Below are 26,402 nucleotides of genomic sequence, written 5' to 3'. Positions count from 1 at the left end.
GCATGAGCGGCTCGATCGATCCCGCGATACTGGACGCCCTGCAGGCCGGGGGTCTGAGCCCGGCGATGGTCGCCGACGTGGTGGACCGGGCGCTGGCCGAGGACCTGGCCGACGGCCCGGATGTGACCACCGCGGCCACCATCGCAGCGGACCAGGAGGGTCAGGTCGACGCGGTGCCCCGGGAGGCCGGGGTGCTGGCGGGACTGGCGGTGGCCGGCTACGTCTTCGCGGTGGTCGGCCAGGGCCGGGTGCGGGTACGGCTGATGGCCACGGACGGCGCCATCGTGCGTCCGGGCGAGGTGCTGTTGAGCGCGTCGGGGCCGGTCCGGGACCTGCTCACCGCCGAGCGGACGGCGCTGAACCTGCTCACCCACCTGTCCGGGGTGGCGACCCTGACCCGGATCTGGACCGACGCCGTCCGCGGCTCGGGCGCCAGCGTCAGGGACACCCGCAAGACCCTGCCCGGCCTGCGGGCGCTGGAGAAGTACGCGGTGCGCTGCGGTGGCGGCGTCAACCATCGGATGTCGCTGTCGGACGCGGCGCTGATCAAGGACAACCACGTCGCCGCCGCGGGCTCGGTCAGCAAGGCGTTCGAGCTGGTCCGCGCCGCCGCTCCGGAGCTCCCGGTGGAGGTGGAGGTCGACACGGTCGCCCAGTGCGAGGAGGCGATCGGGGCAGGGGCGGAGCTGATCCTGCTCGACAACATGAACCTCGCCGAGCTGCGCAGCTGCGTGGCGCTGGCGGCCGCGACCGGTGGCCGGGTCAAGCTGGAGGCCTCCGGCGGGCTGAGCCTGCAGATCGCGGCCGCGGTAGCCGGCACCGGGGTCGACTACCTCGCGGTCGGCTCGCTGACCCATTCGGCGCCGGTGCTCGACATCGGGCTGGACCTGACCTACCTCGGCGCGACGCACGCAGGGGCTGACGGCTGATGCTGCTGGCCATCGACATCGGCAACACCAACACCGTGCTGGGCATCTTCGAGGGCGACCAGCTGATGCACTCGTGGCGGGTGAAGACCGATGCCCGCAACACCGCCGACGAGCTGATGCTGACCTTCACCGGGCTGCTGCAGGACGTCCCGGTGACCGGGATCTCGGGCTGCTCGACGGTGCCGGCGGCCTTGCGGGAGCTGCGGGCGATGCTGAGCCGGTACTGGCCGGGGGTGCCCACCGTGCTGGTGGAGCCGGGGATCAAGACCGGGGTGGCGTTGCTGTTCGACAACCCCAAGGAGGTCGGCGCCGACCGGATCGTCAACACCCTGGCGGCCTTCCACCTGGTCAACGGCCCGGCCATCGTGGTCGACTTCGGCACGTCCACCAACTTCGACGTGGTCAGCGGCAAGGGCGAGTTCCTCGGCGGCGCGCTGGCGCCCGGCATCGAGATCTCCCTGGACGCCCTGGCGGCCCGAGCCGCCCAGCTGCGCAAGGTGGAGCTGATCGCGCCCCGGTCCCCGATCGGCAAGAACACCGTCGAGGCGCTGCAGTCGGGCATCCTCTACGGCTTCGCCGGCCAGGTGGACGGCCTGGTCCGGCGGATCGCGGCCACCCTGGTGCCCGAGGCGCCCGGCTCGGTCGAGGTGATCGCCACCGGCGGGCTGGCCTCGCTGGTGGTCGAGCACGCCGAGACGGTCCGCCGGCACGAGCCGGATCTGACGCTGCTCGGGCTCCGGCTGATCTTCGAACGCAACACCTGAGCGGTACGGCTCAGCGCAGCGCTTGCCGGACGACCGTGGTGTGCTGTGGCAGCACCACCACCGGCGCCTGCAACTCGGCGTACTGGCTGATCAGGATCCGCAGCCGGTCATCGATGACGGCCTGGTCGGCCTGGGAGCGGGTGATCACCCAGCTCCAGGTGTGCACCAGGTCCCGCAGCCCCTCCGGGCCCGCGAGCCGGTGTTCGAAGGGCAGCGTGGCCTGCTCGGCGGGCCCGAACAGGGCCGGGTCCAGGGGATCGAAGTTGTCCGCCCAGGGCACCTCGGGCTGCTTGGTGAGCTGGTACAGCTTCGACACCCATTCCCGGCTGCGGTCGGGGAAGTTCCAGATCAGGCCCACCACGCCGCCCGGGCGCAGCACCCGGGCGAACTCGCGGTCGGCGTCCGGACGGGTGAACCAGTGGAAGGCCTGGCCGGCCACGATGGCGTCGACCGAGCGGTCCGGCAGCGGGATGCGCTCGGCGGAGCCTGCCAGTGCCCGGACCTGTGGCAGCCGGTCGGCGAGCACCGCCAGCATCTGCGGATCGGGCTCGACGGCCACCACCTCCGCGCCCCGGCCGAGCAGCGTGGCGGTCAGCTTGCCGGTGCCGGCGCCGATGTCGAGGATCCGGCCGGCCTTCCCGGCGCCGGCCGGCCGGGCCAGCGCCAGGTCCAGCGCCGCGGCGGGGTAGGACGGCCGGGCCCGGTCGTAGCGGTCGGCCTGCGACCCGAAGGACCGGGCGAACGGCGAGGCGGGCAGGTCATGGCGCCTGCCCTGCTGGTGGGGCATCGGCTGCGGGTCCGGGCCCGGCCGCGGTTCGGTCATGCCTGCGACCCTAACCGCGACGCTGCGGAGCGGGTGCCGGTTAGTGGCGGCCCGGCTGGACCACGTCCGCGCGGTGGCAGCGCCGAGCCGGTTTCGGGCGCAGATAGGGTGAAACGGTGACCGATCCCAGCACCGCCGCCGAAGCCAACGACGACCTCCCCGAACAGGTCAGGATCCGGCGTGCGAAGTACGACCGGTTGATGGCAGACCCGGAGCGGGCGCCGTTTCCGGTGACGGTGCCACGCACCCACACGCTGGCCCAGGTCCGGCAGGCGTACCCGGATCTGGCCGCCGGGGCCGAGACCGGCGAGCAGGTCGGGGTGACCGGGCGGGTCATCTTCGTCCGCAATACCGGCAAGCTGTGCTTCGCGACCCTGCGCGAGGGCGGCGTCGAGCTGCAGGTGATGCTCTCGGCCGACCGGATCGGTGAGCAGGCGCTGGCTGCCTGGAAGGCAGATGTCGACCTCGGCGATCAGGTCTTCGTGACCGGCGAGGTCATCTCCTCGCGCCGGGGTGAGCTGTCGGTGCTGGCCGATGCCTGGCGGATGACGGCGAAGGCGCTGCGCCCGCTGCCGGTGGCGCACAAGCCGATGAGTGAGGAGACCCGGGTCCGGCAACGCTATGTCGACCTGATCGTGCGCCCGGACGCCCGCCGCATGGTTCTGATGCGGGCCGAGGTGCTCGCCTCGATCCGGAGCACGCTCAACCGGCACGGATTTGTCGAGGTGGAGACGCCGATTCTGCAGTCCATCCACGGCGGGGCTGCAGCCCGTCCATTCCAGACCCACCTCAATGCATTCGACCAGCCCATGTCGCTGCGAATCGCGCTGGAGTTATATCTCAAGCGGGTGCTGGTGGGCGGAATCGATCGTGTTTTCGAAATCGGCAAGACGTTCCGGAACGAAGGCATCGACTCCACCCATTCGGCTGAATTCACCATGCTCGAGGCCTATGAGGCCTACGGCGATTACAACTCGATGGCCCACTGGACGCGCGCCATCATTCTGGATGCGGCTAGCGCGGTCGGCGTCGAAACGCCCCGGACCGGCGATGGCGCTGATATCGATCTCGTTACGGAGTGGCGGTGGGCCTCAATCTATGATCTAGTGTCCGCCGCGGTTGACGAATCCGTTACCCCGGACTCCGACAAGTGCCGGTTGGCCGAGCTCGCCGCCCGGCGAAATGTCGCTCTCAAGCCCGAGTGGGATGCCGGGGAGATAGTTCTGGAGTTATATGAGAAGTTGGTGGAACATACGCTAATTCAACCGACCTTCGTCTGCGACTATCCCCGGTCGGTCCGGCCGCTGGCGCGCCCGCACCGGTCCGATCCCCGGCTTGCCGAAGCATGGGATCTGGTCATCGGTGGCGTGGAGATGGCGCCGGCGTACTCTGAATTGGCAGACCCCGTCGAGCAACGCCGGCTGCTGGTGGAGCAATCACTGGCTGCCGCCGCCGGGGATCCGGATGCTATGGAACTGGACGAGGACTTCTTGCAGGCGCTCGAATACGGCATGCCACCGAGTGGCGGAATGGGCCTCGGTGTGGATCGTTTGATCGCTATGCTGACAGGCAAGGGAATTAGGGAAACCATCCTATTCCCGCTTCTCAAGCCCCTGTAGCCAGTCTGTAGACGTTCGATAGTGCTGCGAGGGTCGCCGGATCGTCGGATGTTGTCCACACCATGGCGTTTCGATATCTCATCCTCGGCCTTCCAGTGCTTTAATGGTCGAGGGCACCCAGCTAATCCTTCAAACGTCTCTCCTCAGATTGGAAGTCCGATGGCCCAGAAGATCCAGGTACTACTCGTCGATGACCTAGATGGCGGAACCGCCACCGAGACGGTCGCTTTCGGCCTCGACGGTTCTGGGTACGAGATCGATCTCTCTGCCGAGAATGCCGATAAATTGCGTGAGGTGCTGGCCCCATTTGTAGGCCACGCCCGCCGTGCGTCCCGCGTCACCGCGGCGAGGCAGGGAACGCCCGGCCGGCCGGCGCGCAGCGGAGCTCGTATCGACCGCGAACAAACGCAGGCCATTCGGGAGTGGGCGCGCAAGAACGGTCACAAGGTGTCCGAGCGCGGCCGTATCCCGGCCAGCATCTTCGAGGCTTACAACTCCTCTCACTGATCGATCCGCTTTCTGGATCGATCCGCTCTCGGGCGGAGTTTCGCGACTGCACCGCCGAGCCGGCACGGCTCGGCGGGCGTCGTGGTTTCCGCGGCCGGGGATGCTTCCCGGCCGATTTCCGCGGCTGGATCCGTGCGGCCGGATGCTGCCGCCGGATGACTGCTCCCCCGGCTGAACTGTGCCGCTCCAGCGTCCTCCGTCCTCCGTCCTCCCCTTCTGCGCTTTGTGGCATAAACCTGCCTCCGACGCTGTTATGACAACCCCGCGAATGCGACCCTGACGTTGTCTACCCGTTCATCCGGCGGTTTTGTTAAGTCGGCGTACGCTTAGAGAGCGTTCGCTGAGAGCAGACGCGGGGATCGAAGCGCCACCCTGGTCACCAGTGACGACTAGGATCGAAGGCCTGCACGGCGGTTTCAGCCAGCGACCCCGCCGAGCGGTAAGGAGAAGAGCGACATGTTTGAACGGTTCACCGACCGAGCCCGTCGGGTGGTCGTCCTAGCCCAAGAAGAGGCTCGGATGCTCAACCACAACTACATCGGCACCGAGCACATCCTGCTGGGACTGATCCACGAGGGCGAGGGCGTCGCGGCGAAGGCCATGGAGTCGCTCGGCATCTCCCTGGAAGCTGTCCGCCAGCAGGTCGAAGAGATCATCGGACAGGGCCAGCAGGCGCCGTCCGGACACATTCCGTTCACCCCCCGGGCGAAGAAGGTCCTGGAGCTCTCGCTCCGCGAGGCCCTGCAGCTCGGCCACAACTACATCGGCACCGAGCACATCCTGCTCGGCCTGATCCGTGAGGGCGAAGGCGTCGCCGCGCAGGTCCTGGTCAAGCTGGGCGCCGACCTCAACCGGGTTCGCCAGCAGGTCATCCAGCTGCTCAACGGCTACCAGTCCAAGGAGCCGGCCGGCAGCACCACCCAGGAAGGCGCCCCGTCGACCTCCCTGGTGCTCGACCAGTTCGGCCGCAACCTCACCCAGGGCGCTCGCGAGGGCAAGCTCGATCCGGTCATCGGCCGCGAGAAGGAGATCGAGCGGCTGATGCAGGTGCTGTCCCGGCGCACCAAGAACAACCCGGTGCTGATCGGTGAGCCCGGCGTCGGCAAGACCGCGGTCGTCGAGGGCCTGGCACAGGCCATCGTCCGCGGCGAGGTGCCCGAGACGCTGAAGGACAAGCAGCTCTACACCCTCGATCTGGGCTCCCTGGTGGCCGGCTCGCGCTACCGCGGTGACTTCGAGGAGCGTCTGAAGAAGGTGCTCAAGGAGATCCGCACCCGCGGCGACATCATCATGTTCATCGACGAGATCCACACCCTGGTCGGCGCCGGCGCAGCCGAGGGCGCGATCGACGCGGCCTCCATCCTCAAGCCGATGCTGGCCCGGGGCGAGCTGCAGACCATCGGCGCCACCACGCTGGACGAGTACCGCAAGCACCTGGAGAAGGACGCCGCCCTGGAGCGGCGGTTCCAGCCGGTGCAGGTCGGCGAGCCGTCGGTCGCGCACACCATCGAGATCCTCAAGGGGCTGCGGGACCGCTACGAGGCCCACCACCGGGTCTCGATCACCGACAGCGCGCTGGTGGCCGCGGCCGGGCTGGCCGACCGCTACATCTCCGACCGGTTCCTGCCGGACAAGGCCATCGACCTGATCGACGAGGCCGGCTCCCGGATGCGTATCCGCCGGATGACGGCGCCGCCGGACCTGCGCGAGTTCGACGACCGGATCGCCAACGTCCGGCGCGACAAGGAGTCCGCGATCGACGCCCAGGACTTCGAGAAGGCGGCCTCCTTGCGCGACAAGGAGAAGAACCTGCTCAACGACAAGGCCCAGCGCGAGCGGGAGTGGAAGGCCGGTGACCTCGATGTGGTCGCCGAGGTCGACGACGAGCAGATCGCCGAGGTGCTGGCCAACTGGACCGGCATCCCGGTGTTCAAGCTGACCGAGGAGGAGACCGCTCGGCTGCTGCGGATGGAAGACGAGCTGCACCGGCGGGTCATCGGCCAGCAGCAGGCCATCAAGGCGGTCTCGCAGGCGATCCGGCGGACCCGCGCGGGTCTGAAGGACCCGAAGCGTCCCGGTGGCTCGTTCATCTTCGCCGGCCCGTCCGGTGTCGGTAAGACCGAGCTCGCCAAGACGCTCGCCGAGTTCCTGTTCGGTGACGACGACGCCCTGATCCAGCTCGACATGTCGGAGTTCCACGACCGCTACACGGTGTCGCGCCTGGTCGGCGCGCCTCCCGGGTACGTCGGCTACGACGAGGGCGGCCAGCTGACCGAGAAGGTCCGCCGCAAGCCGTTCTCGGTGGTCCTCTTCGACGAGGTCGAGAAGGCTCACCCGGATGTCTTCAACACGCTGCTGCAGGTGCTCGAGGACGGCCGGTTGACCGATGGCCAGGGCCGGATCGTGGACTTCAAGAACACCGTCCTGATCCTGACCACCAACCTCGGCACCCGGGATGCGTCGAAGTCCGTCGGTGGCCTGGGCTTCGCCGGGGCCAACGACACGGTGTCGAACTACGACCGGATGAAGCAGAAGGTCAACGACGAGCTCAAGCAGCACTTCCGGCCTGAGTTCCTCAACCGGATCGACGACATCGTGGTCTTCCACCAGCTGACCGAGCAGGAGATCGTCGAGATCGTCGACCTGATGGCGGCCCGGGTGGACACCCAGCTGCGCAACAAGGACATGGCGCTGGAGCTGACCGCGTCGGCCAAGGCGCTGCTGGCCAAGCGGGGTTACGACCCGGTGCTGGGCGCCCGTCCGTTGCGTCGGACGATCCAGCGCGAGATCGAGGACAGCCTGTCCGAGAAGATCCTGTTCGGCGAGCTGGGCAGCGGCCAGATCGTGGTGGTCGACACCGCGCTCGACTCCGACGGCAAGGAGCAGTTCACCTTCCGCGGCGAGTCCAAGGCCGAGATGGTGGTTCCGGACGTCCCGCCCACCGAGACGGTCGGCACCGTCGAGTAAGGCGCTCGCTGGCACTGCGTATGCAGGGAGGCCCCGGTCCAGTCGGACCGGGGCCTCTCCGCGTGTGCCGACCGACCGGTAGCGATTCTTGCTGCCCGGACGGGGCCGGTCGTTCGATACCGGTCCTGCTTTCCGCCGTGGGTCGGCGGCTGGGCGGGTCCGGCGGCTGGGCGGGTGAGGACGCCCAGCACGGTCAGGACGCCCAGCACGTCAGGACGGGAGGGCGAACCGGCCGTCCGGCAGCGGGTCCACCAGGCCGTCGGCGATGAGGGTGTCCAGCGCGCGCCGGCGCTGCTCCACGTCGGGCCACACCACGCCGTCCAGCGCGGCTGCCGGCACCGGATCGGCGCACCCGCGCAGCACGTCCAGCAGCAGCCCGCGCACCTGCCGGTCGGTGCCGGCGAACCGCTGCGGGCGGGCTGTGGGCCCCTGGTAGGGCGGGTAGCCGGCCAGCCGCCAGGCGCAGCGCTCCCGGACCGGGCACGGCGAGCAGTTCGGCGAGCCCGAGGTGCACAACACCGCGCCGAGCTCCATCATCGCGCCGCAGAACAACGCGGCCGGACGATCCTCCTGCGGCAACACGGCCTGCATCGCCGCCAGATCACGCGTCGTCGACGGCGCCGCGGGCTGCCCCTGGCCGGCGACCGCACGGGCCAGCACCCGGCGCACATTGATGTCCACCACGGCGGCGCGCTTGCCGAACGCGAAGGCCTGCACGGCCCGGGCGGTGTACTCACCGACTCCGGGCAGCGCCAGCAGGTCGGCCAGGCCCGCCGGCACCTGGCCGCCGTGTCGCTGCACGATCACCGATGCGCAGCCGTGCAGCCGCAGCGCCCGCCGGGGGTAGCCGAGCTTGCCCCACATCCGGACGGCCTCGCCGGGTGAATCCGCGGCCAGGTCTGCCGGGCCCGGCCAGCGTTCGAGCCAGCTGCGGTAGACCGGCAGCACCCTGGCGACCGGCGTCTGCTGCAGCATCACCTCGCTGACCAGCACCGACCACGCCGGGGTGCCCGGGCGCCGCCATGGCAGGTCCCGGGCGCACTCGGTGAACCAGGCGTTCACCTCGGCGGCGAAGGCCTCGGCAGGCAGGCTCAGCAGGGGAGGGTCCTCAGCTGTAGCGCTCGATGATCGAGGCATCGGCCAGCCGCGACAGCGCCTCCCGGATCGAGCGGGCCCGGGCATCGCCGACACCCTCGACGTCCTGCAGCTCGTCCACGGTCGCTGCCAGCACCTTCTGCAGGCCGCCGAAGTGCTCGACTATCCGGGTCAGCACCAGAGGCGGCAGCCTCGGCACCCGGGACAGCAGCCGGTACCCGCGCGGGCTCACCACCGCGTCCAGGGTCTCGGGCGCGGCCGGGTAGCCCAGCGCCTTGGCGACGTTGGTGAGGTCGAGCAACTCCGCGGCCGACAGCTGCGCCAGGTCCTCCAGAGCTTGCTCGACCGTCCGGTTCTTGCGCCCGGACGGCAGGTAGTCCCGGGCGATCAGCTCCCGGTCGCTGTGCACGCCGGCCATCAGCTCTTCCAGTTGCAGCGACAGCAGCCGGCCGTCGGTGCCCAGCTCGGCCCCGTAGCCGGAGATCTCGTCGGCGATCCGGCTCACCATCTCCAGCCGCTGGGACACCGAGGTGGCGTCGCGGACGGTGACCAGGTCCTCGATCTCCAGCGCTGCCAGGGTCTGGGACACCTCGTCGAGCCGGGCCTTGTACCGCTCCAGCGTCTGGACCGCCTGGTTGGCTCGCGACAGCAGCGAGGTGGAGTTCTCCAGCACGTGCCGGCGAGCGCCGAGGTACAGGCTGATGATCTTCATCGACTGCGAGACCGAGATCACCGGGAAGCCGGTCTGCTGCGCCACCCGCTGGGCGGTCCGGTGCCGGGTGCCGGACTCCTCGGTCGGGATGGCCGGATCGGGCATCAGGTGGGTGGCCGCTCGCAGGATCCGGGTGCTGTCGGTGCTGAGCACGACCGCGCCGTCCATCTTCGCCAGCTCGCGGAGCCGGGTCGCGGCGAACTCGATGTCCAGCGGAAAGCCGCCGGTGCACAGCGACTCGACGACCTTGTCATGGCCCAGCACGATGAGCGCGCCGGTGTTGCCACGCAGGATCCGCTCCAGCCCGTCCCGGATGGCGGTTCCCGGCGCGAGCGAGGCGAGCACCGATCGCAGCACCTCGTCGCGATCACTGATGGCCACGTACGCACTCCTGCTGTTTCACATGATCTTGAACTTAGGAGACAGTCTAGGAGGTTTGGGGCTGGCGGCAGCTGCCAGCAGCTTACGAGCCAGTCACAACTGGGCCACGAAGTCCCAGGCCCTGGCCACCGTGGGCACCTCGATGACCTTCATGCCGGCCAGCTGCGACCAGTCCGAGCCGTGCGGCACCAGCGCCCGGCGAAAGCCCAGCCGGCTGGCCTCGCTGAGCCGGCGTTGCACGCTGCTGACCCGGCGGATGTCGCCGGACAGCGACACCTCCCCGATCGCGCAGAGCGTGCTGGGCAGCGCGATGTCGCTGGCGGCGGAGGCGATGGCGAGCAGGATCGCCAGGTCGACCGACGGCTCGGTGATCTTGATGCCGCCGACGCTGGCCGCGTAGACGTCGCGCTCGCTCAGCTGCACGCCGGCATGCCGGCCGAGCACCGCCAGCAGCATGTTCACCCGGGAGGCATCCAGGTCGGTCACCGAGCGCCGCGCAGACCCGCCGTTGCCGTAGGCGGCGGCCACCAGCGACTGCACCTCGGACAGCAGCGGCCGGCGACCGGTCACCGTGACCGTGACGCAGGTGCCCGGCACCGCGATGTCACGGGTGCTGACGAACAAGCCGGACGGGTCGGTCAGCTCGTCGATGCCCTCCTCGTGCATCTCGAAGCAACCGACCTCGTCGGTGGCGCCGTACCGGTTCTTGATCGCGCGCAGCATCCGCAGCGAGCTGTGCCGGTCCCCTTCGAAGTACAGCACCACATCGACCAGGTGCTCCAGCGCCCGCGGGCCGGCGATCGAGCCGTCCTTGGTGACGTGGCCGACCAGCACCGTGGCGATGCCGCGCTCCTTGGCGACCGAGCTGATGGCGGCGGTGACGGCGCGGATCTGCGGGACGCCGCCCATCACCCCGTCCACGGTCGAGGACGCGATGGTCTGCACCGAATCCAGGATCAGCAGCCCCGGCTTCACCTCGTCCAGGTGGGCCAGCACCGCGCCCAGGTCGTTCTCGGCGGCCAGGAACAGCTGGGAGTGCATGGTGTGCGTCCGCTCGGCCCGGGCGCGGACCTGGGACGTCGACTCCTCGCCGGTCACGATCAGCGCCGGCGAGCCGCTGACCGCGGCGTACTTCTGGCCGACCTCCAGCAGCAGGGTGGACTTGCCGACGCCCGGCTCGCCTGCCAGCAGCAGCACCGCGCCCGGCACCAGTCCGCCGCCCAGCACCCGGTCGAGCTCACCGATGCCGGTGGGCAGCGCCCGGGCCACCGCGGAGTCCTGCCGGCTGATCGGCTGGGCGGCGTTGCGCGGGGTGACCGGGGCCGGCAGGGTCAGCGCGGCTGCCCGGGCGCCCTCTTCGGTCATGGTGCCCCAGGCCTGGCACTCCGGACACCGCCCGACCCAGCGGATCGACACCGTGCCGCACTCGGTGCACGCGTAGCTGGTGGCGGCACGCTTGGGTGGCTTGGCGGTGATGGCGCCCGGTGGGTTGCTCACCCGGCGGAGGTTACCGGCGGCCTCCGACAGAAATGGCTCGCCGAGCGGGCGCCGGCAAGGTGGAGTTACTCGCCGCCGTGCCCGACCGCCTCGCTCACGGTCGGCGCGCTGGGCACCTCGCTGGTGAGCTGGACGGCCACCACGACCGTCGCGCTGGCGCCGCTGGCGAAGGTGAAGGTGACCGGCACCGGCTGGGCCGGGAACAGCTCGGTGGTCAGGCCGGTGAGCGTCACGGTGGGGCCGCCCGAGCCGATCCCGATCTGCACCGCCTGGCGGCCACCCACCTCGATGGGGGTGTTCTGCGCGGCGCCCGACGAGCTGGTGGCCGAGCCGCTGGGTGTGGCAGCCGGCGAGGAGCTGCTGGCCGGCGCGGAGCTGCTGGCCGACGCCGACGGCGAAGCGCTCGCGGTGTCGCTGGCCGAGCTGGAGGCTCCGGATGCGCCCGGCGAGGAGCCCGAACCGGCGCTGAACGTGGCTCCGCCGGCCGCCGTGGAGGTCACCGACACCAGCTTGTCAGGGGCGGCGCCCCGGTTGATGATCACCATCCGCAGCGGCGCGTCCGAGCCCTTGGGGTAGCTGGCGCCGGATTCGGGAGCGGCGATCCCCGCGGCCCGGATCGCGATGTTGCCCGCCTCGGCCTGGACGCCGTCGATCGAGGGCGTCTGCTGGACGGTCTGGGCCTGCTGGCCCGCGGCGCAGCCGGTCACCAGCAGGATGCCGGCGGCCCCGGACGCGACTGTCGTGCCCAGCCGGCGAAGCAGGCCCGCGCGGTCAGCGGTCTGGTTTCCCACGGCGACTCCCTACAACTCGTGCGGTGCGTACCTCCCCTGCCGGGTCGACTGTTGAGCCGGAGTGGGACATCGGGCTCAGCCTAGCGATTGCCGGGAGCGGGCTCACCGATAGGTCGCCTCACGCGTCGTGCCTGCCGGGAGCGGTGCGCTCTCGGCAGGTAGGTAGAGCCAGGAAGGCTCTGGGCGTGTCGTCCCCACGTGTTACCCTTGACTCCACCGGAGGGGGTTGCCTTAATGACTTTTGAGGTCGGCGAGACCGTAGTTTATCCGCACCATGGCGCGGCCAAAATCGAGGCAATCGAGAGTCGGATCATCAAGGGCGTGGAGCGCATGTACCTCGTGCTCAAGGTCCAGCAGGGTGATCTGACCGTTCGTGTGCCTGCCGACAACGCCGAGATCGTGGGTGTGCGCGACGTGGTCGGCCAGGAGGGCCTGGACCGGGTCTTCGAGGTGCTGCGCGCCCCACACACCGAGGAGCCGACGAACTGGTCGCGTCGCTACAAGGCCAACGGCGAGAAGCTGGCCTCTGGCGACGTCAACAAGGTCGCCGAGGTCGTGCGTGACCTGTGGCGCCGCGAGAAGGACCGCGGCCTGTCCGCAGGCGAGAAGCGAATGCTGGCCAAGGCCCGCCAGATCCTGGTGAGCGAGCTGGCGCTGGCTGAGGGCACCAACGAGGACAAGGCCGAGCTGGTGCTCGACGAGGTGCTGGCCGAGGCCGTCGCCTGAGCCAGGGCTCGGACAGTCCGGATTCTCCGCCAGCCGAGGTGGCCGGCAGGGTAGCGGCGGTGATCGTTGCCGCCGGCTCTGGCGAGCGCCTCGGTGCCGGCATGCCGAAAGCTCTGGTGTCCCTGCACGGCCGTCCCTTGCTGGATTGGGCTCTCGACGCCTTCACCGGCCACCCCGACATCGACACTGTGGTCGTGGTAGCGCCGGCTGACGCGGTGCCTGCCGTCCGCGCCCGGGTGGGCCACCGGGCCAGGGTGGTGGCCGGTGGCGCCAGCCGGCAGCGATCGGTCGACTTCGGCCTGGCTGCGGTGGAACCTGACGTCGAGCTGGTGCTGGTGCATGACGCTGCCCGTCCGCTGGTCGAGGCCCCGGTGATCTCCGCCGTGGTGGCGCGGCTGCGACAGGGCGATCAGGCGGTCATCCCGGTGCTGCCGGTGACGGACACGGTGAAGCGGGTGGATCCTGCCGGCCGGGTGGTCGCCACCGTCGACCGAACCGAGTTGCGGGCGGTCCAAACCCCGCAGGGCTTCTCCCGAGCGGTCCTGCTCGCCGCCCATCGGGCCGCCGAGCAACGCTCCCTCACCGAGGTGACCGATGACGCCGGCCTGCTCGAAGCGCTCGGAGTAGCGGTGCAGACGGTTCCCGGCGCCGAGAGCTGCCTCAAGATCACCACGCCGTACGACCTGTGGCTGGCGCATCGAGTCGCGCCAGAGCCGGACGGGGTACCGGTGCCCGACCCCGCTGGCAGGACCGCGCCCGACCCTGCTGATCTGGACGCCCCCACGAACCCCGCCGACCAGGCCGTCCCCGAACCCGCCGTCCTGTCCGAGTCGGGACGGCCGGCATGACGCTGCCCCGGGTCGGGATCGGCGTCGATGTGCATCCGATCGAGGCCGGCCGCGAGTGCTGGCTGGCGGGCCTGTTCTGGCCCAACGTCGACGGCTGCGCCGGTCACTCCGACGGGGATGTGGTCTGCCATGCCGCCTGCGACGCGTTGCTGTCGGCGGCCGGGCTCGGCGATCTCGGGGCGGTGTTCGGCACCGCGGACCCGCAGTGGGCGGGGGCGTCGGGCATCGAGTTGCTCAGCGAGGTGGTCCGGCGGCTGGATGCGGCAAGCTGGCGGATCGGCAACGTCGCCGTCCAGTTGATCGGCGACCGGCCGAAACTGGGACCACGCAGAATGGACGCCGAGGCGTTGCTCAGTGACGTTCTCGGCGCCCCGGTGACCCTGTCGGCCACCACCACCGACGGTCTGGGGCTCACCGGTCGTGGCGAGGGCCTGGCCGCCGTGGCCACCGCCCTGATCGCCCGCTGACCCCAACCGATCTTGACCCGATCCGCCCGCTGACCCGAGCCGATCCCGGACCCCATCGTCAACCGAACCGAACCGAACCGAACCGATCCCGAACCGATCCCGAACCGATCGCCCGCTGCCAGGGCTGACCCAACCTCAGGCCAGCGCCTGCTCCAGGTCGTCCCACAGGTCCTCGACATGCTCCAACCCCACCGACAGCCGGATCAGCTCGGGCGGGGTCTGCTGCCGGCTCTCGCCCGGGTAGCTGCCGCGCCGTTCCAGCAAGGACTCGACCCCACCCAGGCTGGTGGCGTGGGTGATCAGCTGGATCCGGGCACACACCTGCTCGGCGCGCTCCAGCGAGTCCGGCTCGAAGGAGAGCAGGCCGCCGTGGTTGTCCATCAGCTTGGCGATCCGGTCGGCGTGCGGGTGGTCGGGCAGCCCCAGATAGCGCACCACCCGGACCGACGGGTGCCGGCTCAGCCGCTGGGCGAGCTCGGCGGCAGTGGCGCACGCCCGCTCCAGGCGTACCGAGAGCGTCCGCAGGCCGCGCAGCGCGAGGAAGGACTCCAGCGCTCCGGGCAGCGCGCCGGTGAGGGTGCGGCGGGCCTTCAGCTGCTCGTCCAGGGCTCCGTCGGCGGTGGCCAGCGTCCCCATCACCAGATCGCTGTGACCGGCGATCCACTTGGTCGCCGAGTGCATGACCACGTCCGCGCCGTGCTCCAGCGGCCGGATGCCGAGCGGGGTCGCCAGGGTGGCATCGACGACGCTGAGCACGCCGTGCTGGCGGGCCGCCTCGGCCAGCGCCGGAAGGTCCGGCACCACCAGCATCGGATTGGTCGGCACCTCCAGCCAGAGCAAGGTGGCCCCCGGCAGCGCATCCAGCGCCGCGTCGGTGTCGGTGACGTCGACCGTTCGCAGCGTCAGCCGGCCGAGTTCGACCTGCTTGTCGAGCAGGATCCGGTTGAAGTTGTAGAAGGTGGTCGGCAGCACCACCACCGAGCCGACCGGCAAGCCCTCGATCAGCGCGGCGCAGGCAGCCATGCCCGAGGAGAACGCCGTGACCTGGCCGCCCTCGACCGCACCGAGCGCGGTTTCGAACGCCTCGACGCTGTCGTTGCCGTCGCGGCCGTACACCCGCTGGCCACCGGCATGGAAGGTCGAGGTCAGGCTGATCGGCTGGTTGACCGGCCCGGCCGGGATGCGGGGCGGGCGGCCGGCAGCGACCAACAGCGATTCCCTGCGGAGCGGCTCTGGATGCATGGGACAAACCTAGCGCCATAGCGGCCCGGGCCGGCAGCGAGCTCGGGCAACCGGAACCACCGCCGTGCCGAGAAGCCTCTCTGGGCATACCCATAGACTTCAGGCATGACTGCATTGCCGGAACTGGCCAAGAAGCTGCTCGATGACGCCAACTTCGTGGTGGTGGCGACCAGCAACACCGACGGCTCGCCGCAGACGTCGGTCTTGTGGGCCACCTACGAGGGCGATGAGCTGTTGCTGTCCACCGTCCAGGGTCGCAAGAAGGAGACCAACTGGCTCAAGGACCCGCGGGTCAGCGTGCTGATCCTGGACCGGGAGGACCCCTACCGCTACGTCGAGGTGCGCGGCACGGTGAGCATGAGCACCGAGGGCGGCCCGCAGCTGATCGAGCGGCTGTCGCAGACCTACACCGGGAAGAGCTACACCGGCGACGAGGGCACCGACCACGTCCGGGTGGTCGTACGGGTGCAGCCGACCCGCGTGGTGGAGTACTGACCCAGCCGGGACCGGGCTGGTCATCGCGCCGGCCCGATGTCCGTAGGATTGACCGGTGACGCTCAGGCTGAAGAACGATGGCAGGTAACTCCGCCCGCAAGGGCGCCGTGCGCAAGGGCAAGAAGGGCGCCACCGTCGGTTCCGGCGGCAACCGCGCCCGGGGCCTGGCTGGCAAGGGCCCCACGCCGAAGGCCACCGAGCGCAAGGGCCATCCGGCGGCCCGCCGGGCCGCAGCCGCCGAGCGCCGGTCCGAGGGGACGCCGCGCAGGCGCGGCACCGCCGGCAAGAACTCCGACGCTCCCGAGCTGCTGGTCGGCCGCAACCCGGTCGCCGAGGCGCTGCGGGCGGCGATTCCGGCCAATGCGCTGTACGTCGCCATCGGGCTCGATGCCGACGAGCGGGTGACCGAGGCGATCCACCTGGCCGCCGACCGGGGCCTGCCCATCCTCGAGGTCAGCAAGGCCGAGATCGACCGGCGGACCGGCGGCATCCTGCATCAGGGCATCGCCCTGCAGGTGCCGGCGTTCTCCTACGACGAGCTGCCCGACCTGCTCGAGCTGGTCAGCTCGGCGACCACCACCCCGTTGCTGGTGGCCCTGGACGGGGTCACCGACCCCCGCAACCTCGGCGCCATCATCCGGTCCGCGGTCGCCTTCGGCGCGCAGGGCGTGATCGTGCCGACCCGGCGCTCGGCAGGGGTCACCGCGACCGCCTGGCGCACCTCGGCGGGCACCGCGGCGCGCATTCCGGTGGCCCAGGTGACCAACCTGGTACGGGCGCTGCGGGACTGCCAGAAGGCCGGCCTGCAGGTCGTCGGCCTGGACGCCGACGGCGACACCACCCTGGACGAGCTGCCGAACGCCGTCGACCCGCTGGTGATCGTGGTGGGGTCGGAGGGCCGGGGGCTGTCCCGGCTGGTCGGTGAGACCTGCGACGTGACCGTGTCCATCCCGATGACCGGCCAGGCCGAGTCGTTGAACGCCTCGGTGGCTGCCGCGGTCACGATGGCCGAGGTCGCCCGGCAGCGCCGGCTCGCCCACTGAGCTGCCGGCCCGTTTCCAGGCGGGTACGCCGTCACTCGCCTCGGCACACCCGGAGCACCGCATCGGCGATCACCACTCCGTCGGCTCCCATGACGTCGCGATAGTGCGCGCGGATGGCCCGTTCCCGGCTCAGCAGGACCCGTGGGCCGCCAGCCCTCATGCGCATCGCCTGGATGCGACGGGACAGCTGGCTCCGCGCCACCATCATCTCGGCCATGGCAGCGTCAAAGGCGTCGATCTGCTCCCGCAGGCTGGTGATCGTCTCTGCCTCAGCCTCGGGCTCCAGCTCTTCATACGGGGGTGAGGTCTCGGCTCGGGTGTTGATGCTCATCGATTCCTCTGCAGTCGATCCGGCAGCGACGGTCTCGTCCGGCGGACGCTGCGATCGCTCCGGTTCAGCGACGTCCTTCGGTCCTGGCTGATCGTGTCGTGTGAGGCACGGTGCATACCAGAACTGCAGCCCATAGACCATTGGATGTAGTGTTATTTGTTGTATGGTGTAGTCAGTGACGTGTCGGAATGCCGACAGTGACAGGCTTTACCAGAATTTTCAAGGGCTCAGCAATAAGATACTGCATCCAGTTGCAGACTATGCGCTGTAGATTGCAGACCCCGTAGACCGGAGGGGCGGAGTGCCGAGATGACGCAGGCGAAGCATGAGCACAGGCCTGACAGGTGGGTCAACCCGTTGCAGGCGAGGTACTGGCACTTTCTCGAGTGCGCGCCCGAGCACGCTCGCGTCGCGCACCAGGTGGCGATGACGATCGACTGTGACTGCGCGCTCGACCGGGCCATTCTCGACCGCGCGCTGGCCGACATCGTGGAGTGGCACCCTCCGCTGTCCGGCCGGCTCCTGCTGTCGGGGGCAGAAGTCGTCGCCGAGACGCGTCCGGTGGTGGTACGCGAGGCCGCCGTCGCCGACGCCACGGAGCTGGCAGCCGTCCAGAACGAACACCTCGCCACCCCGCTCGACCTCGCCTCCGGGCCGCTGCTGTCCGCGCTGCTCGTGACGATGCCCGGGCGCAGCGTCCTGACGCTCGTGACCCACCACCTCGTGTGCGACCCGCCGTCCCTGGCGGCGCTGGTCGACCTGCTCGCGCAGCGCTATGAGCTCCACACGACGGGCGGCGGCGCGGATGCGCCCATGCAACCGTTCCAGGCAGGCGATGTCGCGCTGAAGCCGGACGACGGCGCCCGCGCCGAGGAGCTCTACGCCCGGCTGCGGGACGTGCCGCTGGACGTCCCGCTACCCGGCCTGCGTCCGCGCACCGCGAAGCCGGAGTACCGCTACGGCTGCCATCAGCTCGACTTCGGCACCGAGCTCAGCGGCCGCGTTCGGGCACTGGCCCAGGAACTGGGCACCACGCCGGACATCGTCTACCTGTCCGCGTTCCGGGCGTTGCTGAACCGTTTCGCCCGCCAGGACGCCACCCTGGTGATGGCCGAGCTCGACCGCCGTCCCGCAGCGGGGGAGCCCGGATGCTGGACCGATCTGGCGCCGCTGGTGCTGCCGGCCACCCAGGAGCTGGACTTCACCCGCCTCGTCGCCGAGACCGCGGGCGCGCTGGACGAGCAGCGCGATGCGCCGGCCGTTGCTCTCACCGACCTCGCGCGGCGCTTGCAGCACGACCTGGCCGGCGCGCCCGGGCTGGGACGCGTCTGCTTCGGCAGCCGGTCCGCTGACCGGTCCATCCCGGTGGCGGGCGGGACCTGGACGTGCCAAGCCGCGGACCAACCGGCCACCGAGTTCGACCTGAGCCTGGTCGTCCATGACGGCCCCGACGGGTGCACCGCTGATTTCCGGTACGACCAGGCGGTGCTCCCGGACTGGTCGGTGTCGACGGTCGCCCGCAGCATCAGGCAACTGCTGCGCTCAGCCGTGGCCTCACCGACCAGCCTGCTCAGCGAACTCGACATCATCGATGCCTCCGACCGCCAGTTGCTCCTCGAACGCTGGAACGGCGTCGCCGACCCGGTGCCCGTCACCGAGGCGCTTCCCAAGGTGTTCGAGCGGATCGCCGCGCGACAGCCGGACGCGGCCGCCGTGGTGGATCGGGGCGTGACCTACTCCTACGCCGAGCTCAACGCATGGGCGAACCGGGTCGCGCACGCGCTGAGCTCCGGTGGCGTGGCCAAGGCGGACGTCGTCGGCCTTTACCTGTCGCGCTCGGTCGAATGGGTCGTCGGCTACCTGGCCGCGTACAAGATCGGCGCGATCCCCATGGCGCTCGACCCGCGGGCGCCGCGGTCGCGCATCGAGGCGGCAACCGCTGCCGCGCCGCCGCGTGCGATCATCGCCCTGTCCGCGTCCTCGCGTGCCGAAGCCCTCGCCGATCTCGACGTGGTCCGTGTCGAGGTCGACTCCGACGCCGTCGCCGGGCAGCCGAGCACGAACCCCGACGTGCCCGTCGGGCTCGACGACCTGGCCTACATCGTGCAGACCTCCGGCTCGACGGGCCGTCCGCGAGCAGTGTTCGGGCTGCACCGCGCGCACGCCCACCTCTCCCTCGAGGTCGCCGCGGTCATGCGGATCGGCGTCGGGTCGCGCACGTCCTGGCTCGTCGACGCGGCGGCGGGGATCTCCATCTCGCTGATCTGGCGGCCGCTGGCCTCGGGCGCGACGCTCTGCATCGCAGAGGATGACGTGCTCGTGTCGCCGACCCGGCTGCGCGACTGGCATGTCAGCAATGGCCTCACGCACACCTTCGTCACCACCCAGGTCGCCGAGCCGCTGACCGCGGTCGAGTGGCCGGCGGACGGCGCCCTGCAAGTGCTGGAGATCGGCGGGGAGAAGGTACGACGCTGGCCGTCGGCTGCTCCGCCGTTCGAGACGGTGGTGGCCTACGGCAGCAACGAGGCCTTCCTGGTGACGAGCATGCTCTTCCCCTGGGACCAGCGCGTGACTGCCCGCACCGCAACCGAGGACGAACGCCGGCAGCCGCCACCGGTCGGGCGCCCGCTGCCTGGCGTGCACCTCTACGTCGTCGACGACGACCTGCAGCTGCTGCCGCCGGGTGTCGTCGGCGAGGTGTGCGTCGACACCCCGGAGTTGATGCTCGGCTACCTCGGTGAGTCGGCCGAGACCGCCCGCCGGGTCCGCCCCAACCCGTTCGGCCCGCCCGGCTCACGGCTGTTCCTGACCAGCGACATCGGCCTGATCCGGCCCGATGGCATGGTGGAGCTGATCGGCCGGCTCGACGACATGGTGAAGGTGCGGGGGTACCGGGTCGAACCTGCGCTCGTCGAGGCGATCCTGAGCGAGCACCCGGAGGTGCGCCGCGCCGCTGTGGTGCCCGTCGCGGACGCCGCCGGGCACAACCAGCTCGTCGCGTGCATCGTGGCCGAGACCCCGGTGGCGCCGGAGGTCCTGCGCGACTACATGACGGCGCACGCGCCGAGCTACATGGTGCCGATCGCCTATGTATTGATGGATGAATTGCCGACCGGCGTGTTGAACAAGGTCGACCGCAAGCAGCTGCCGCCGCCGAACTGGCGGGAATTCCGTCCGCGCGCTCCGTACCGTGCCCCCAGCACTCCCGAGGAAGTGGCTCTCACCCGGATCTGGGGCGAGGTCCTCGAAGACGTGCAGGTCGGCGTGGACGACGACCTGCTCGACATGGGCGGCAGCTCGCTGCACGTCGGACGGGTCCAGGTGCGCATCCTCGAGCAGCTCGGCGTCGACCTGAACATCCGGCAGATCTTCGAGGCATCGACCCCCGCCGCGCTGGCGGCGCTGATCACGCAGCAGCACGTCCAGCGTCGCACCCCGCTGCCGCCGGTGCTGGCCGGGCGGTCACGCCGGCCGGTCGACGCATGACGGCGAGCACTACCCGATAGCACGCATGATGCGAGGAGAACGAACATGACGACCACCTTCCCGGCGACCACCGCGGACGAGGCCGAGCTGCGCAGCCGCAACCGCGCCACCGTCGTCGAGTACATGGAGGACATCGCAGGGGAGCGCAGGCTGCGCCGGCACCGGCTCTTCACCGAGGACGGCAGCGCCGGGCTCGTCACGACCGACACCGGCAAGCCGGTGATCATGACGGGGATGGACCGGCTGGAGAAGCACGGCGCCTGGTCGCTGAAGTGCCTGCCGGACTGGGAGTGGTACAACGTCGAGATCTTCGAGACCCAGGATCCGAACCGGTTCTGGGTCGAATGCGACGGTCGCGGCCACATCATCTTCCCGCGCTACGGCAAGCGGTGGTACGAGAACCACTTCATCCACTTCTTCCGGTTGAGGGACGGGCTGATCGTCGAGCAGCGGGAGTTCATGAATCCCGTCCGGCAGTTGCAGGCGCTCGGGCTGCCGGTGCCGGAGGTCGACCGGGGCGACATCCCGTCCGACGACAAACTCGATCAAGCGGACTGACTGGTGATGGACGGCGCTGATCGCGTGCTGCCGTACGTGATCGTCGATGCGTTCACCGCGACGCCGCTCGGGGGGAATCCGGTCGCGGTCTTCCTCGATGCCGACGGCCTGCCCGCGGAGCTGATGGCAGCGCTTGCCCGCGAACTCAACCTCTCCGAGACGACGTTCGTGTTGCCGCCCCGGTTGCCTGGCGCCGACTGGCGGATCCGGATCTTCACCCCCGTCAACGAGCTTCCGTTCGCCGGGCACCCGCTGCTCGGCACGGCCATCGCCCTCAACATCAGGACCGGACGCACCGAGTTCCTCCTGGAGACCGAGCGCGGCCTGGTGCCGTTCACCATCGCGACGCCCGGCGGCGCCATCGAGGCGCACATGGACCAGCCCGTTCCGACCTGGGAGCCCTACGAACACGAGGAATTCCTGCTCCGCGCGCTGGGCGTCGACGAGCCGATCATCCCGGTGTTGGCATTCCGCAACGGCCCACGGCACGTGCTCGTCGGCACCACGCTCGACCGGCTGTCTGCCATCTCCCCCGATCAGCGGATGCTCGCCGAGCTGCCCGACATGGCCGCGCACTGCTTCGCCGCCGACGGCAGGCAGTGGCGCAACCGGATGTTCTCGCCGGCGTACGGCGTCGCCGAGGACGCCGCGACCGGGTCGGCGGCCGGGCCTCTGGCCATCCATCTCGGGCTGCACGGGCTGGCCCGCTTCGGCGAGGCGCTTGAGATACGCCAGGGCGTGGAGATGGGACGGCCGTCACTGATGTCGGCACGCATCACCGGCGGGGCCGAACGCATCGACCGGGTCGAGGTATGGGGCTCCGGGGTGCAGGTCGCGCAGGGAGAGTTCCGGCTGCCCGATCAGGCAGCCCAGCGATACGAGGACGAGCTCGCAGGCACGAGCGGAAGGACGCTATGACCATGACTGCCGGAGGAGGACGGGGGCGCGCGAAGTCGTCCACCCCGTGGTTGCTCACCGAGCCGGACCCTGACGCGCGGGCCCGGGTCTTCTGCTTTCCCTACTCCGGGTGCGGCGCGTCGATGTACAGCCGCTGGCCGACCCGCCGCGGCGATGTCGAGTTCCTGCCCCTGCAGTTCCCGTACCGGGAGAACCGGACCAGAGAGCCGCACTTCGGTACCTACGAGGAGCTCGCGGACGCGCTCATCCCCGGCATCGCGCCATTGCTCGACCGTCCCTACGCGTTCTTCGGACATTGTGGCGGCGCGCTGCCGGCCTACGAGTCGGCGCTGCGGGCCGAGCAGCTCGGATTGCGCCCGGCGGACTGCCTGATCGCCTCGTCCCAGGTCGTGCCGCACCGCGGCCCGCACGGCCGCTTCCTCGGGCTCACGACCGACGAGCTCGACCAGGAGATCCGCACGCTGCTCGGACGGGCAGGATCCACCAGCATCCATGAGGAGATCGTGGAGATCGTCCGCGAGATCCTGGTGGCCGACCTGGACGCGAACAAGCAGTACTCCAAGCCCGCGCCCGCGCGGCTCTCGTGCCGCATCCTCGCCGTGGGCTGGGATAACGACGTCGAGGTGCGCAAAGAGTTGATGAACGCCTGGCCCGAATGTGCCGACGACGTAGAGGTCATCGTCCTGCCGGGGGATCACTACACGTTCCTCGAAGGGCCCGAGGCGCTCATCGAGGCGATCGTGCAGAGCTGCGCGGCCGGCGTCTCCCAGCCCATGCCAGCACTGCGGACCACGTCCTGACACACCGAGGAGTGACGATGAATGACATGTCAGTGACGGCAGGATCCAGGGCCGTCCTCGAGCGCGACGAGCCGCTGCCCGCTTCGCCGGGAGTGCGCAGCGGCGCGGACTACCTGCGCGACCTGCAGGACGGCCGGACGGTGATCGTGGACGGCCGCCGGGTGCCGAACATCGTCGAGGATCCGCGGTTCCGCGGTATCGCCCGCACCGTCGCCGCCATGTACGACTTCGCCGCCGACCCCGACAACGGCATGCAGTTCTCCAACCCGGAGACCGGCGGGACCACGCTGAAGCCGTACATGATCCCGCGCTCGGCGCAGGATTTCGCCGCCCGCCGCGAGGCGATCGGCAAGTGGTCCGCGCTCACCGGTGGCTTCGTCGGGCGCAGCCCGGATCACGTCGCCGGGTTGTTCGCCGGCTTCGCCGGCGGCGCGCAGGTGTTTCGCCGCGACGGGTTCGACGGCTCGGACAACGTGGTGGCGTGGTACCGCAAGATCGCATCCGAGAGCAGGTTCGTCGCCTACGCGATCACCCCGCCGCAGACCAGCCGGGTACCCGATGCGCACGAGGGCGACGAGCCGTTGCAGGTCGCCGTCGTCCGCAGCGAGCCGGATGGCATCGTCGTCCGGGGCGCGCAGATGCTCGCCACCAGCGCAGCGGTGGCAGACCTGCTGTTCGTCAGCTGCATCCAGCCGCTGGCGCCCGGCGACGAGAAGCACGCGCTCTCCTTCATACTGCCGGTGAACACGCCCGGCCTGCGCCTCTACTGCCGTCGCCCCTATGCCAGCCGTACGGGCGACGACGGCTACGACTACCCGCTGACGGCGCGGTTCGACGAGTCCGACGCCGTCCTGGTCTTCGACGATGTGTTCGTGCCACGGGAGAATATCTTCGTCTGCCAGGACGTCGACGGCGTCCGGGAGCAGTTCTACGCAACGCCGGCCCACGCGTTCAGCAATCACCAGGCCCAGGTGCGGCTCGTCACCAAGCTGAAGTTCGTCCTCGGCGTCGCTCGCAAGGTGTGCGCCGCGCACCAGAGCGACACCACGCCGTCGGTCGTGGAGAAGCTGGGTGAGCTCGCGTCGTTCGCGGCGCTGGTGGAGGCGTCGACCGTCGCGGCAGAGAGCATGGCCGCCCTCGACGCCAACGGCGTGATGGTGCCCAACCGTCGTTTCCTGTATGGCGCGATGGGCCTGCAGTCGGAGATCTACCCCCGGGTCATCCAGATCTTCCGCGAGCTCGTGGGCGGCGGCCCGATCCAGATGCCCTCGTCGCGACACGAGATGCTCAACGAGGAGACCCGGGACGACATGCGCCGGTACGCGCGCTCGAAGGGCGCGACGGCCGAGGATCGGGTGCAGTTGCTCAAGCTGGCATGGGATGTCATCGGTTCGGAGTTCGGCAGCCGGCACGTGCAGTACGAGATGTTCTACGCCGGCCCGCCGTTCGTCGCCCGGATGATGTCCATGCGCTACTACGACTACCGCGAGCCGGTGGGAATGGTCGACGCGTTCCTGTCCACGTACGGGCCCGAGAACCCGGACGGCAGGCTCGGGACGTCCTGACGTCCTGACGAACGCCAGCTCGGGCCGCCCGCTGTCGCGCGGGCGGCCCGAGCCGTGTGGAGCAGCCCGCTGTCCTGGGTGGCCCGCGCCGCTCTAGTGGGCCGACATCCTGAGTGGCCCGCGCCGCCCTAGTGGCGCCGGCGTCCGGAGTGGCCCGCGCCGCGTTCCGGGTGGCGGCCCGTGGTGTGGCGCCTGCGGGCACCGAGTGGCACCGCGAACCGAATGGCCCGAGCCGCCCTAGTGGGCCGGCGTCCGGAGTGACGCCGGCCCCGTCCCAGCGGTCAGGCGCCCAGCTCGTACTCGGCCACGCCGAGGTGCGGATTCGCGATCGCTTGCCGCATCAGCGAGCAGATCTCGTCGAGCCACCGGTAGCCGGTCTCGAACTCGTAGACGTCGTTGCTGACCTCGACGCACACGTCGAACGAGTCGGGCTTGGCCATGGCGTGGAAGGCCAGGTCATACCGCGCGGTGCCGTGGCCGATGAACCCGAAGCTCACCTCGCAGCCGCGTAGCTGCAGCGGCATCCACTCCTCGACCTGCAGCTCGGTGGCCACCTGGAACAGCGGCAACCGGTTAGCCGGGCGGGCGGCGCCGACCGCGTCGACGATCGCCGACAGCGGCAGCGCGCGGTGGTCGTACGCGGCAACGACCTCGTCGCGCAGCCGCTGGGCGAACTGCGCGAAGGTCGGTGTCCCGGAGCAGTCGACGCGGATCGGCACGACGTTGATGAAGCAGCCGAGCATCACCTCCGAACCGGGCATCGCGCGGCTGTCGCTGGGCATGCCGATGATGAATCGGTCCTGCCCCGACAGCCGGCCGAGCAGCAGCGCCGTTGCCGCGGTGAAGGCGATGAACGGCGTGACGCGCTGGCTGGCCGCGAGCGCGGCAAGGTCGTCGAAGAGCGCCCGTTCCTGCGGCCGGCGCAGGAACTCGCCGGTGAACGTGGGCGTGTCCGGACGCGGCGAGTCGGTAGGCAGCACCAGCTCCGACACGCCATCCAGCTTCGAGCGCCAGAACGCGCGCAGCCGCTCCAGGCTGTCGTCGCGCAGCTGCGCACGCTCCCACTGGACGTAGTCGCCGATCTGCAAGCGCGGCTGGTCCGGGCCCGCGGTTCCGTCCAGCTCCGCGGCGTAGAGTTCGCTCAGCTCGGACATGAACAGGGTCATCGACCGCTCGTCCATCACCATGTGGTGGAAGACGATGTAGAGGGTGTGCTGGTCCGGTCCCTTCCGCACGACGTGCGCCGCGAGCAGCGGGCCCTGGTCGATCACGAACTCGTGGTACCCGATCCGCCTGCGGATCTCCTGTTCGGCGGAGGCGTCGCCGGCGTCGGTGAGGTCGGTGAACTCCACCTCGAACGGGATCGAGTCGTGGACGATCTGCATCGGCTCGCCGGCGTCGGTCACCTCGACCGTCACGCGCAGCGCATCATGGCGCTGCACGATGCGCTGCAGCGACCGGCGCAACGCCTCGACCTCCAGAGCGCCGGTGATGTGGAACTCCATGGGGATCGTGTAGGTGAGCTGTGCGCCGCGTAGGTACTCGACCATCCAGATCTGCAGCTGGGAGCTGGTGAGTGGGAATCGGCGCGGCCCGGTGGGCCGGGCCACGGTCTCAGCCGCGGGCTCGTCGGCAAGCTCGCCCGCCAGCTCTGCGGGGAGCGAGCGCAGCAAGTCGGCGGCGTCGTCGTCGGACAGCTGGCTCAGGGCGAGGACGACATCCTCGACCTCCGGATAGGAAACCCGCACCGCCTCGGTGAAGTCCGCGAAGCCTGAGTGCCGGAACAGCATCCGCAGTGGCACCGCGATGCCCAGGGCGTCCCGCATCCGCTCGATGAG

General features: G+C 70.1%; 23 protein-coding genes. 15 read left to right on the top strand and 8 right to left on the bottom strand.

The genetic code is table 11. The features are described 5' to 3' along the window. Window positions 1-2: 2 nt before the first annotated feature. Both nadC and VF612_RS09660 read left to right on the top strand, forming a co-directional pair. The gene (gene nadC, locus VF612_RS09665) at window positions 3-929 is read left to right on the top strand and encodes a carboxylating nicotinate-nucleotide diphosphorylase (RefSeq protein WP_408659645.1); all 927 of its coding nucleotides are present in this window, start codon (window positions 3-5) and stop codon (window positions 927-929) included. Continuing rightward, window positions 929-1,693 carry a type III pantothenate kinase gene (locus VF612_RS09660; protein WP_408659644.1) on the top strand — a complete coding sequence of 255 codons (765 nt, stop codon included), beginning with the start codon at window positions 929-931 and terminating at the stop codon, window positions 1,691-1,693. The genes nadC and VF612_RS09660 overlap by 1 nt, the downstream gene beginning before the upstream one ends. A gap of 10 nt (window positions 1,694-1,703) precedes the next feature. Here the strand turns inward: VF612_RS09660 and VF612_RS09655 are convergent, their stop codons facing one another. Continuing rightward, on the bottom strand, window positions 1,704-2,516 hold the full coding sequence (locus tag VF612_RS09655) for a class I SAM-dependent methyltransferase (protein ID WP_408659643.1): 813 nt from the start codon (window positions 2,514-2,516) through the stop codon (window positions 1,704-1,706). 116 nt (window positions 2,517-2,632) lie between these two features. Here VF612_RS09655 and lysS point away from each other — a divergent pair, with 116 nt between their 5' ends. The 3 genes from lysS to VF612_RS09640 all read left to right on the top strand — a co-directional run bounded on the left by lysS (window position 2,633) and on the right by VF612_RS09640 (window position 7,609). Continuing rightward, window positions 2,633-4,135, top strand: coding sequence for a lysine--tRNA ligase (gene lysS, locus VF612_RS09650; RefSeq protein WP_408659642.1), 1,503 nt, complete (start codon window positions 2,633-2,635; stop codon window positions 4,133-4,135). Between the two features lie 159 nt (window positions 4,136-4,294). Continuing rightward, window positions 4,295-4,642 carry a histone-like nucleoid-structuring protein Lsr2 gene (locus VF612_RS09645; protein WP_408659641.1) on the top strand — a complete coding sequence of 116 codons (348 nt, stop codon included), beginning with the start codon at window positions 4,295-4,297 and terminating at the stop codon, window positions 4,640-4,642. A 456-nt stretch (window positions 4,643-5,098) separates the two neighbouring features. Beyond that, window positions 5,099-7,609 carry an ATP-dependent Clp protease ATP-binding subunit gene (locus VF612_RS09640; RefSeq protein WP_408659640.1) on the top strand — a complete coding sequence of 837 codons (2,511 nt, stop codon included), beginning with the start codon at window positions 5,099-5,101 and terminating at the stop codon, window positions 7,607-7,609. A gap of 210 nt (window positions 7,610-7,819) precedes the next feature. On the opposite strand, the gene VF612_RS09635 is transcribed toward VF612_RS09640, so the two are convergent. The 4 genes from VF612_RS09635 to VF612_RS09620 all read right to left on the bottom strand — a co-directional run bounded on the left by VF612_RS09635 (window position 7,820) and on the right by VF612_RS09620 (window position 12,085). Then, window positions 7,820-8,746 carry an A/G-specific adenine glycosylase gene (locus VF612_RS09635; RefSeq protein ID WP_408659639.1) on the bottom strand — a complete coding sequence of 309 codons (927 nt, stop codon included), beginning with the start codon at window positions 8,744-8,746 and terminating at the stop codon, window positions 7,820-7,822. Beyond that, a complete protein-coding gene (gene disA, locus VF612_RS09630; RefSeq protein WP_408659638.1) occupies window positions 8,718-9,797 on the bottom strand; it encodes a DNA integrity scanning diadenylate cyclase DisA in 1,080 nt (359 codons plus the stop codon). Before disA ends, VF612_RS09635 begins: the two co-directional genes overlap by 29 nt. A 93-nt stretch (window positions 9,798-9,890) precedes the next feature. Next, complete coding sequence (gene radA, locus VF612_RS09625; RefSeq protein ID WP_408659637.1) at window positions 9,891-11,294, bottom strand: DNA repair protein RadA; 1,404 nt, start codon at window positions 11,292-11,294, stop codon at window positions 9,891-9,893. Window positions 11,295-11,359: 65 nt separating this feature from the next. Continuing rightward, entirely contained in the window at window positions 11,360-12,085 is a 726-nt protein-coding gene (locus VF612_RS09620; protein WP_408659636.1) for a hypothetical protein, read from the bottom strand. A gap of 234 nt (window positions 12,086-12,319) precedes the next feature. Between VF612_RS09620 and VF612_RS09615 the strand changes: the two genes are divergently transcribed. Genes VF612_RS09615 through ispF form a run of 3 tightly spaced genes read left to right on the top strand, consistent with a single transcriptional unit; the run spans window position 12,320 to window position 14,126 of the window. Further along, window positions 12,320-12,811, top strand: coding sequence for a CarD family transcriptional regulator (locus VF612_RS09615; RefSeq protein WP_408659635.1), 492 nt, complete (start codon window positions 12,320-12,322; stop codon window positions 12,809-12,811). A 38-nt stretch (window positions 12,812-12,849) separates the two neighbouring features. Further along, window positions 12,850-13,659: a 2-C-methyl-D-erythritol 4-phosphate cytidylyltransferase gene (gene ispD / locus VF612_RS09610; RefSeq protein ID WP_408659634.1), complete on the top strand. Its 810-nt coding sequence runs from the start codon at window positions 12,850-12,852 to the stop codon at window positions 13,657-13,659. Next, window positions 13,656-14,126, top strand: a complete 471-nt coding sequence (gene ispF, locus VF612_RS09605; RefSeq protein WP_408659633.1) for a 2-C-methyl-D-erythritol 2,4-cyclodiphosphate synthase — start codon at window positions 13,656-13,658, stop codon at window positions 14,124-14,126. The genes ispD and ispF overlap by 4 nt, the downstream gene beginning before the upstream one ends. A 135-nt stretch (window positions 14,127-14,261) precedes the next feature. On the opposite strand, the gene VF612_RS09600 is transcribed toward ispF, so the two are convergent. Then, window positions 14,262-15,368: a trans-sulfuration enzyme family protein gene (locus VF612_RS09600; RefSeq protein ID WP_408659632.1), complete on the bottom strand. Its 1,107-nt coding sequence runs from the start codon at window positions 15,366-15,368 to the stop codon at window positions 14,262-14,264. Between the two features lie 105 nt (window positions 15,369-15,473). Here VF612_RS09600 and VF612_RS09595 point away from each other — a divergent pair, with 105 nt between their 5' ends. Together VF612_RS09595 and rlmB are read left to right on the top strand one after the other, a co-directional pair. Next, window positions 15,474-15,863, top strand: a complete 390-nt coding sequence (locus VF612_RS09595) for a PPOX class F420-dependent oxidoreductase (RefSeq protein ID WP_408659631.1) — start codon at window positions 15,474-15,476, stop codon at window positions 15,861-15,863. 77 nt (window positions 15,864-15,940) lie between these two features. Beyond that, window positions 15,941-16,906, top strand: a complete 966-nt coding sequence (rlmB, locus tag VF612_RS09590; protein WP_408659630.1) for a 23S rRNA (guanosine(2251)-2'-O)-methyltransferase RlmB — start codon at window positions 15,941-15,943, stop codon at window positions 16,904-16,906. A gap of 31 nt (window positions 16,907-16,937) precedes the next feature. On the opposite strand, the gene VF612_RS09585 is transcribed toward rlmB, so the two are convergent. Next, window positions 16,938-17,378 carry a chorismate mutase gene (locus VF612_RS09585; RefSeq protein ID WP_408659629.1) on the bottom strand — a complete coding sequence of 147 codons (441 nt, stop codon included), beginning with the start codon at window positions 17,376-17,378 and terminating at the stop codon, window positions 16,938-16,940. Between the two features lie 168 nt (window positions 17,379-17,546). Here VF612_RS09585 and VF612_RS09580 point away from each other — a divergent pair, with 168 nt between their 5' ends. The 5 genes from VF612_RS09580 to VF612_RS09560 are packed head-to-tail and all read left to right on the top strand — an operon-like array spanning window position 17,547 to window position 24,564. Continuing rightward, the gene (locus tag VF612_RS09580; protein WP_408659628.1) at window positions 17,547-20,723 is read left to right on the top strand and encodes an AMP-binding protein; all 3,177 of its coding nucleotides are present in this window, start codon (window positions 17,547-17,549) and stop codon (window positions 20,721-20,723) included. A gap of 45 nt (window positions 20,724-20,768) precedes the next feature. Then, window positions 20,769-21,281 carry a PhzA/PhzB family protein gene (locus VF612_RS09575; protein WP_408659627.1) on the top strand — a complete coding sequence of 171 codons (513 nt, stop codon included), beginning with the start codon at window positions 20,769-20,771 and terminating at the stop codon, window positions 21,279-21,281. 6 nt (window positions 21,282-21,287) lie between these two features. Beyond that, window positions 21,288-22,199, top strand: coding sequence for a PhzF family phenazine biosynthesis protein (locus VF612_RS09570; RefSeq protein ID WP_408659626.1), 912 nt, complete (start codon window positions 21,288-21,290; stop codon window positions 22,197-22,199). 2 nt (window positions 22,200-22,201) lie between these two features. Then, the gene (locus VF612_RS09565) at window positions 22,202-22,999 is read left to right on the top strand and encodes a thioesterase II family protein (RefSeq protein WP_408659625.1); all 798 of its coding nucleotides are present in this window, start codon (window positions 22,202-22,204) and stop codon (window positions 22,997-22,999) included. 17 nt (window positions 23,000-23,016) lie between these two features. Next, on the top strand, window positions 23,017-24,564 hold the full coding sequence (locus VF612_RS09560) for a 4-hydroxyphenylacetate 3-hydroxylase family protein (RefSeq protein ID WP_408659624.1): 1,548 nt from the start codon (window positions 23,017-23,019) through the stop codon (window positions 24,562-24,564). Window positions 24,565-24,845: 281 nt separating this feature from the next. Here the strand turns inward: VF612_RS09560 and VF612_RS09555 are convergent. After that, window positions 24,846-26,402: condensation domain-containing protein (locus tag VF612_RS09555; RefSeq protein ID WP_408659623.1), on the bottom strand; the 1,557-nt coding region annotated here is incomplete at its 5' end.

This window comes from Jatrophihabitans sp. (genome assembly GCF_036388195.1).
GTDB lineage: Bacteria > Actinomycetota > Actinomycetes > Mycobacteriales > Jatrophihabitantaceae > Jatrophihabitans_A.
Note: the sequence above shows the minus strand (reverse complement) of the source record. Positions and strands in the feature narration are given on the sequence as shown.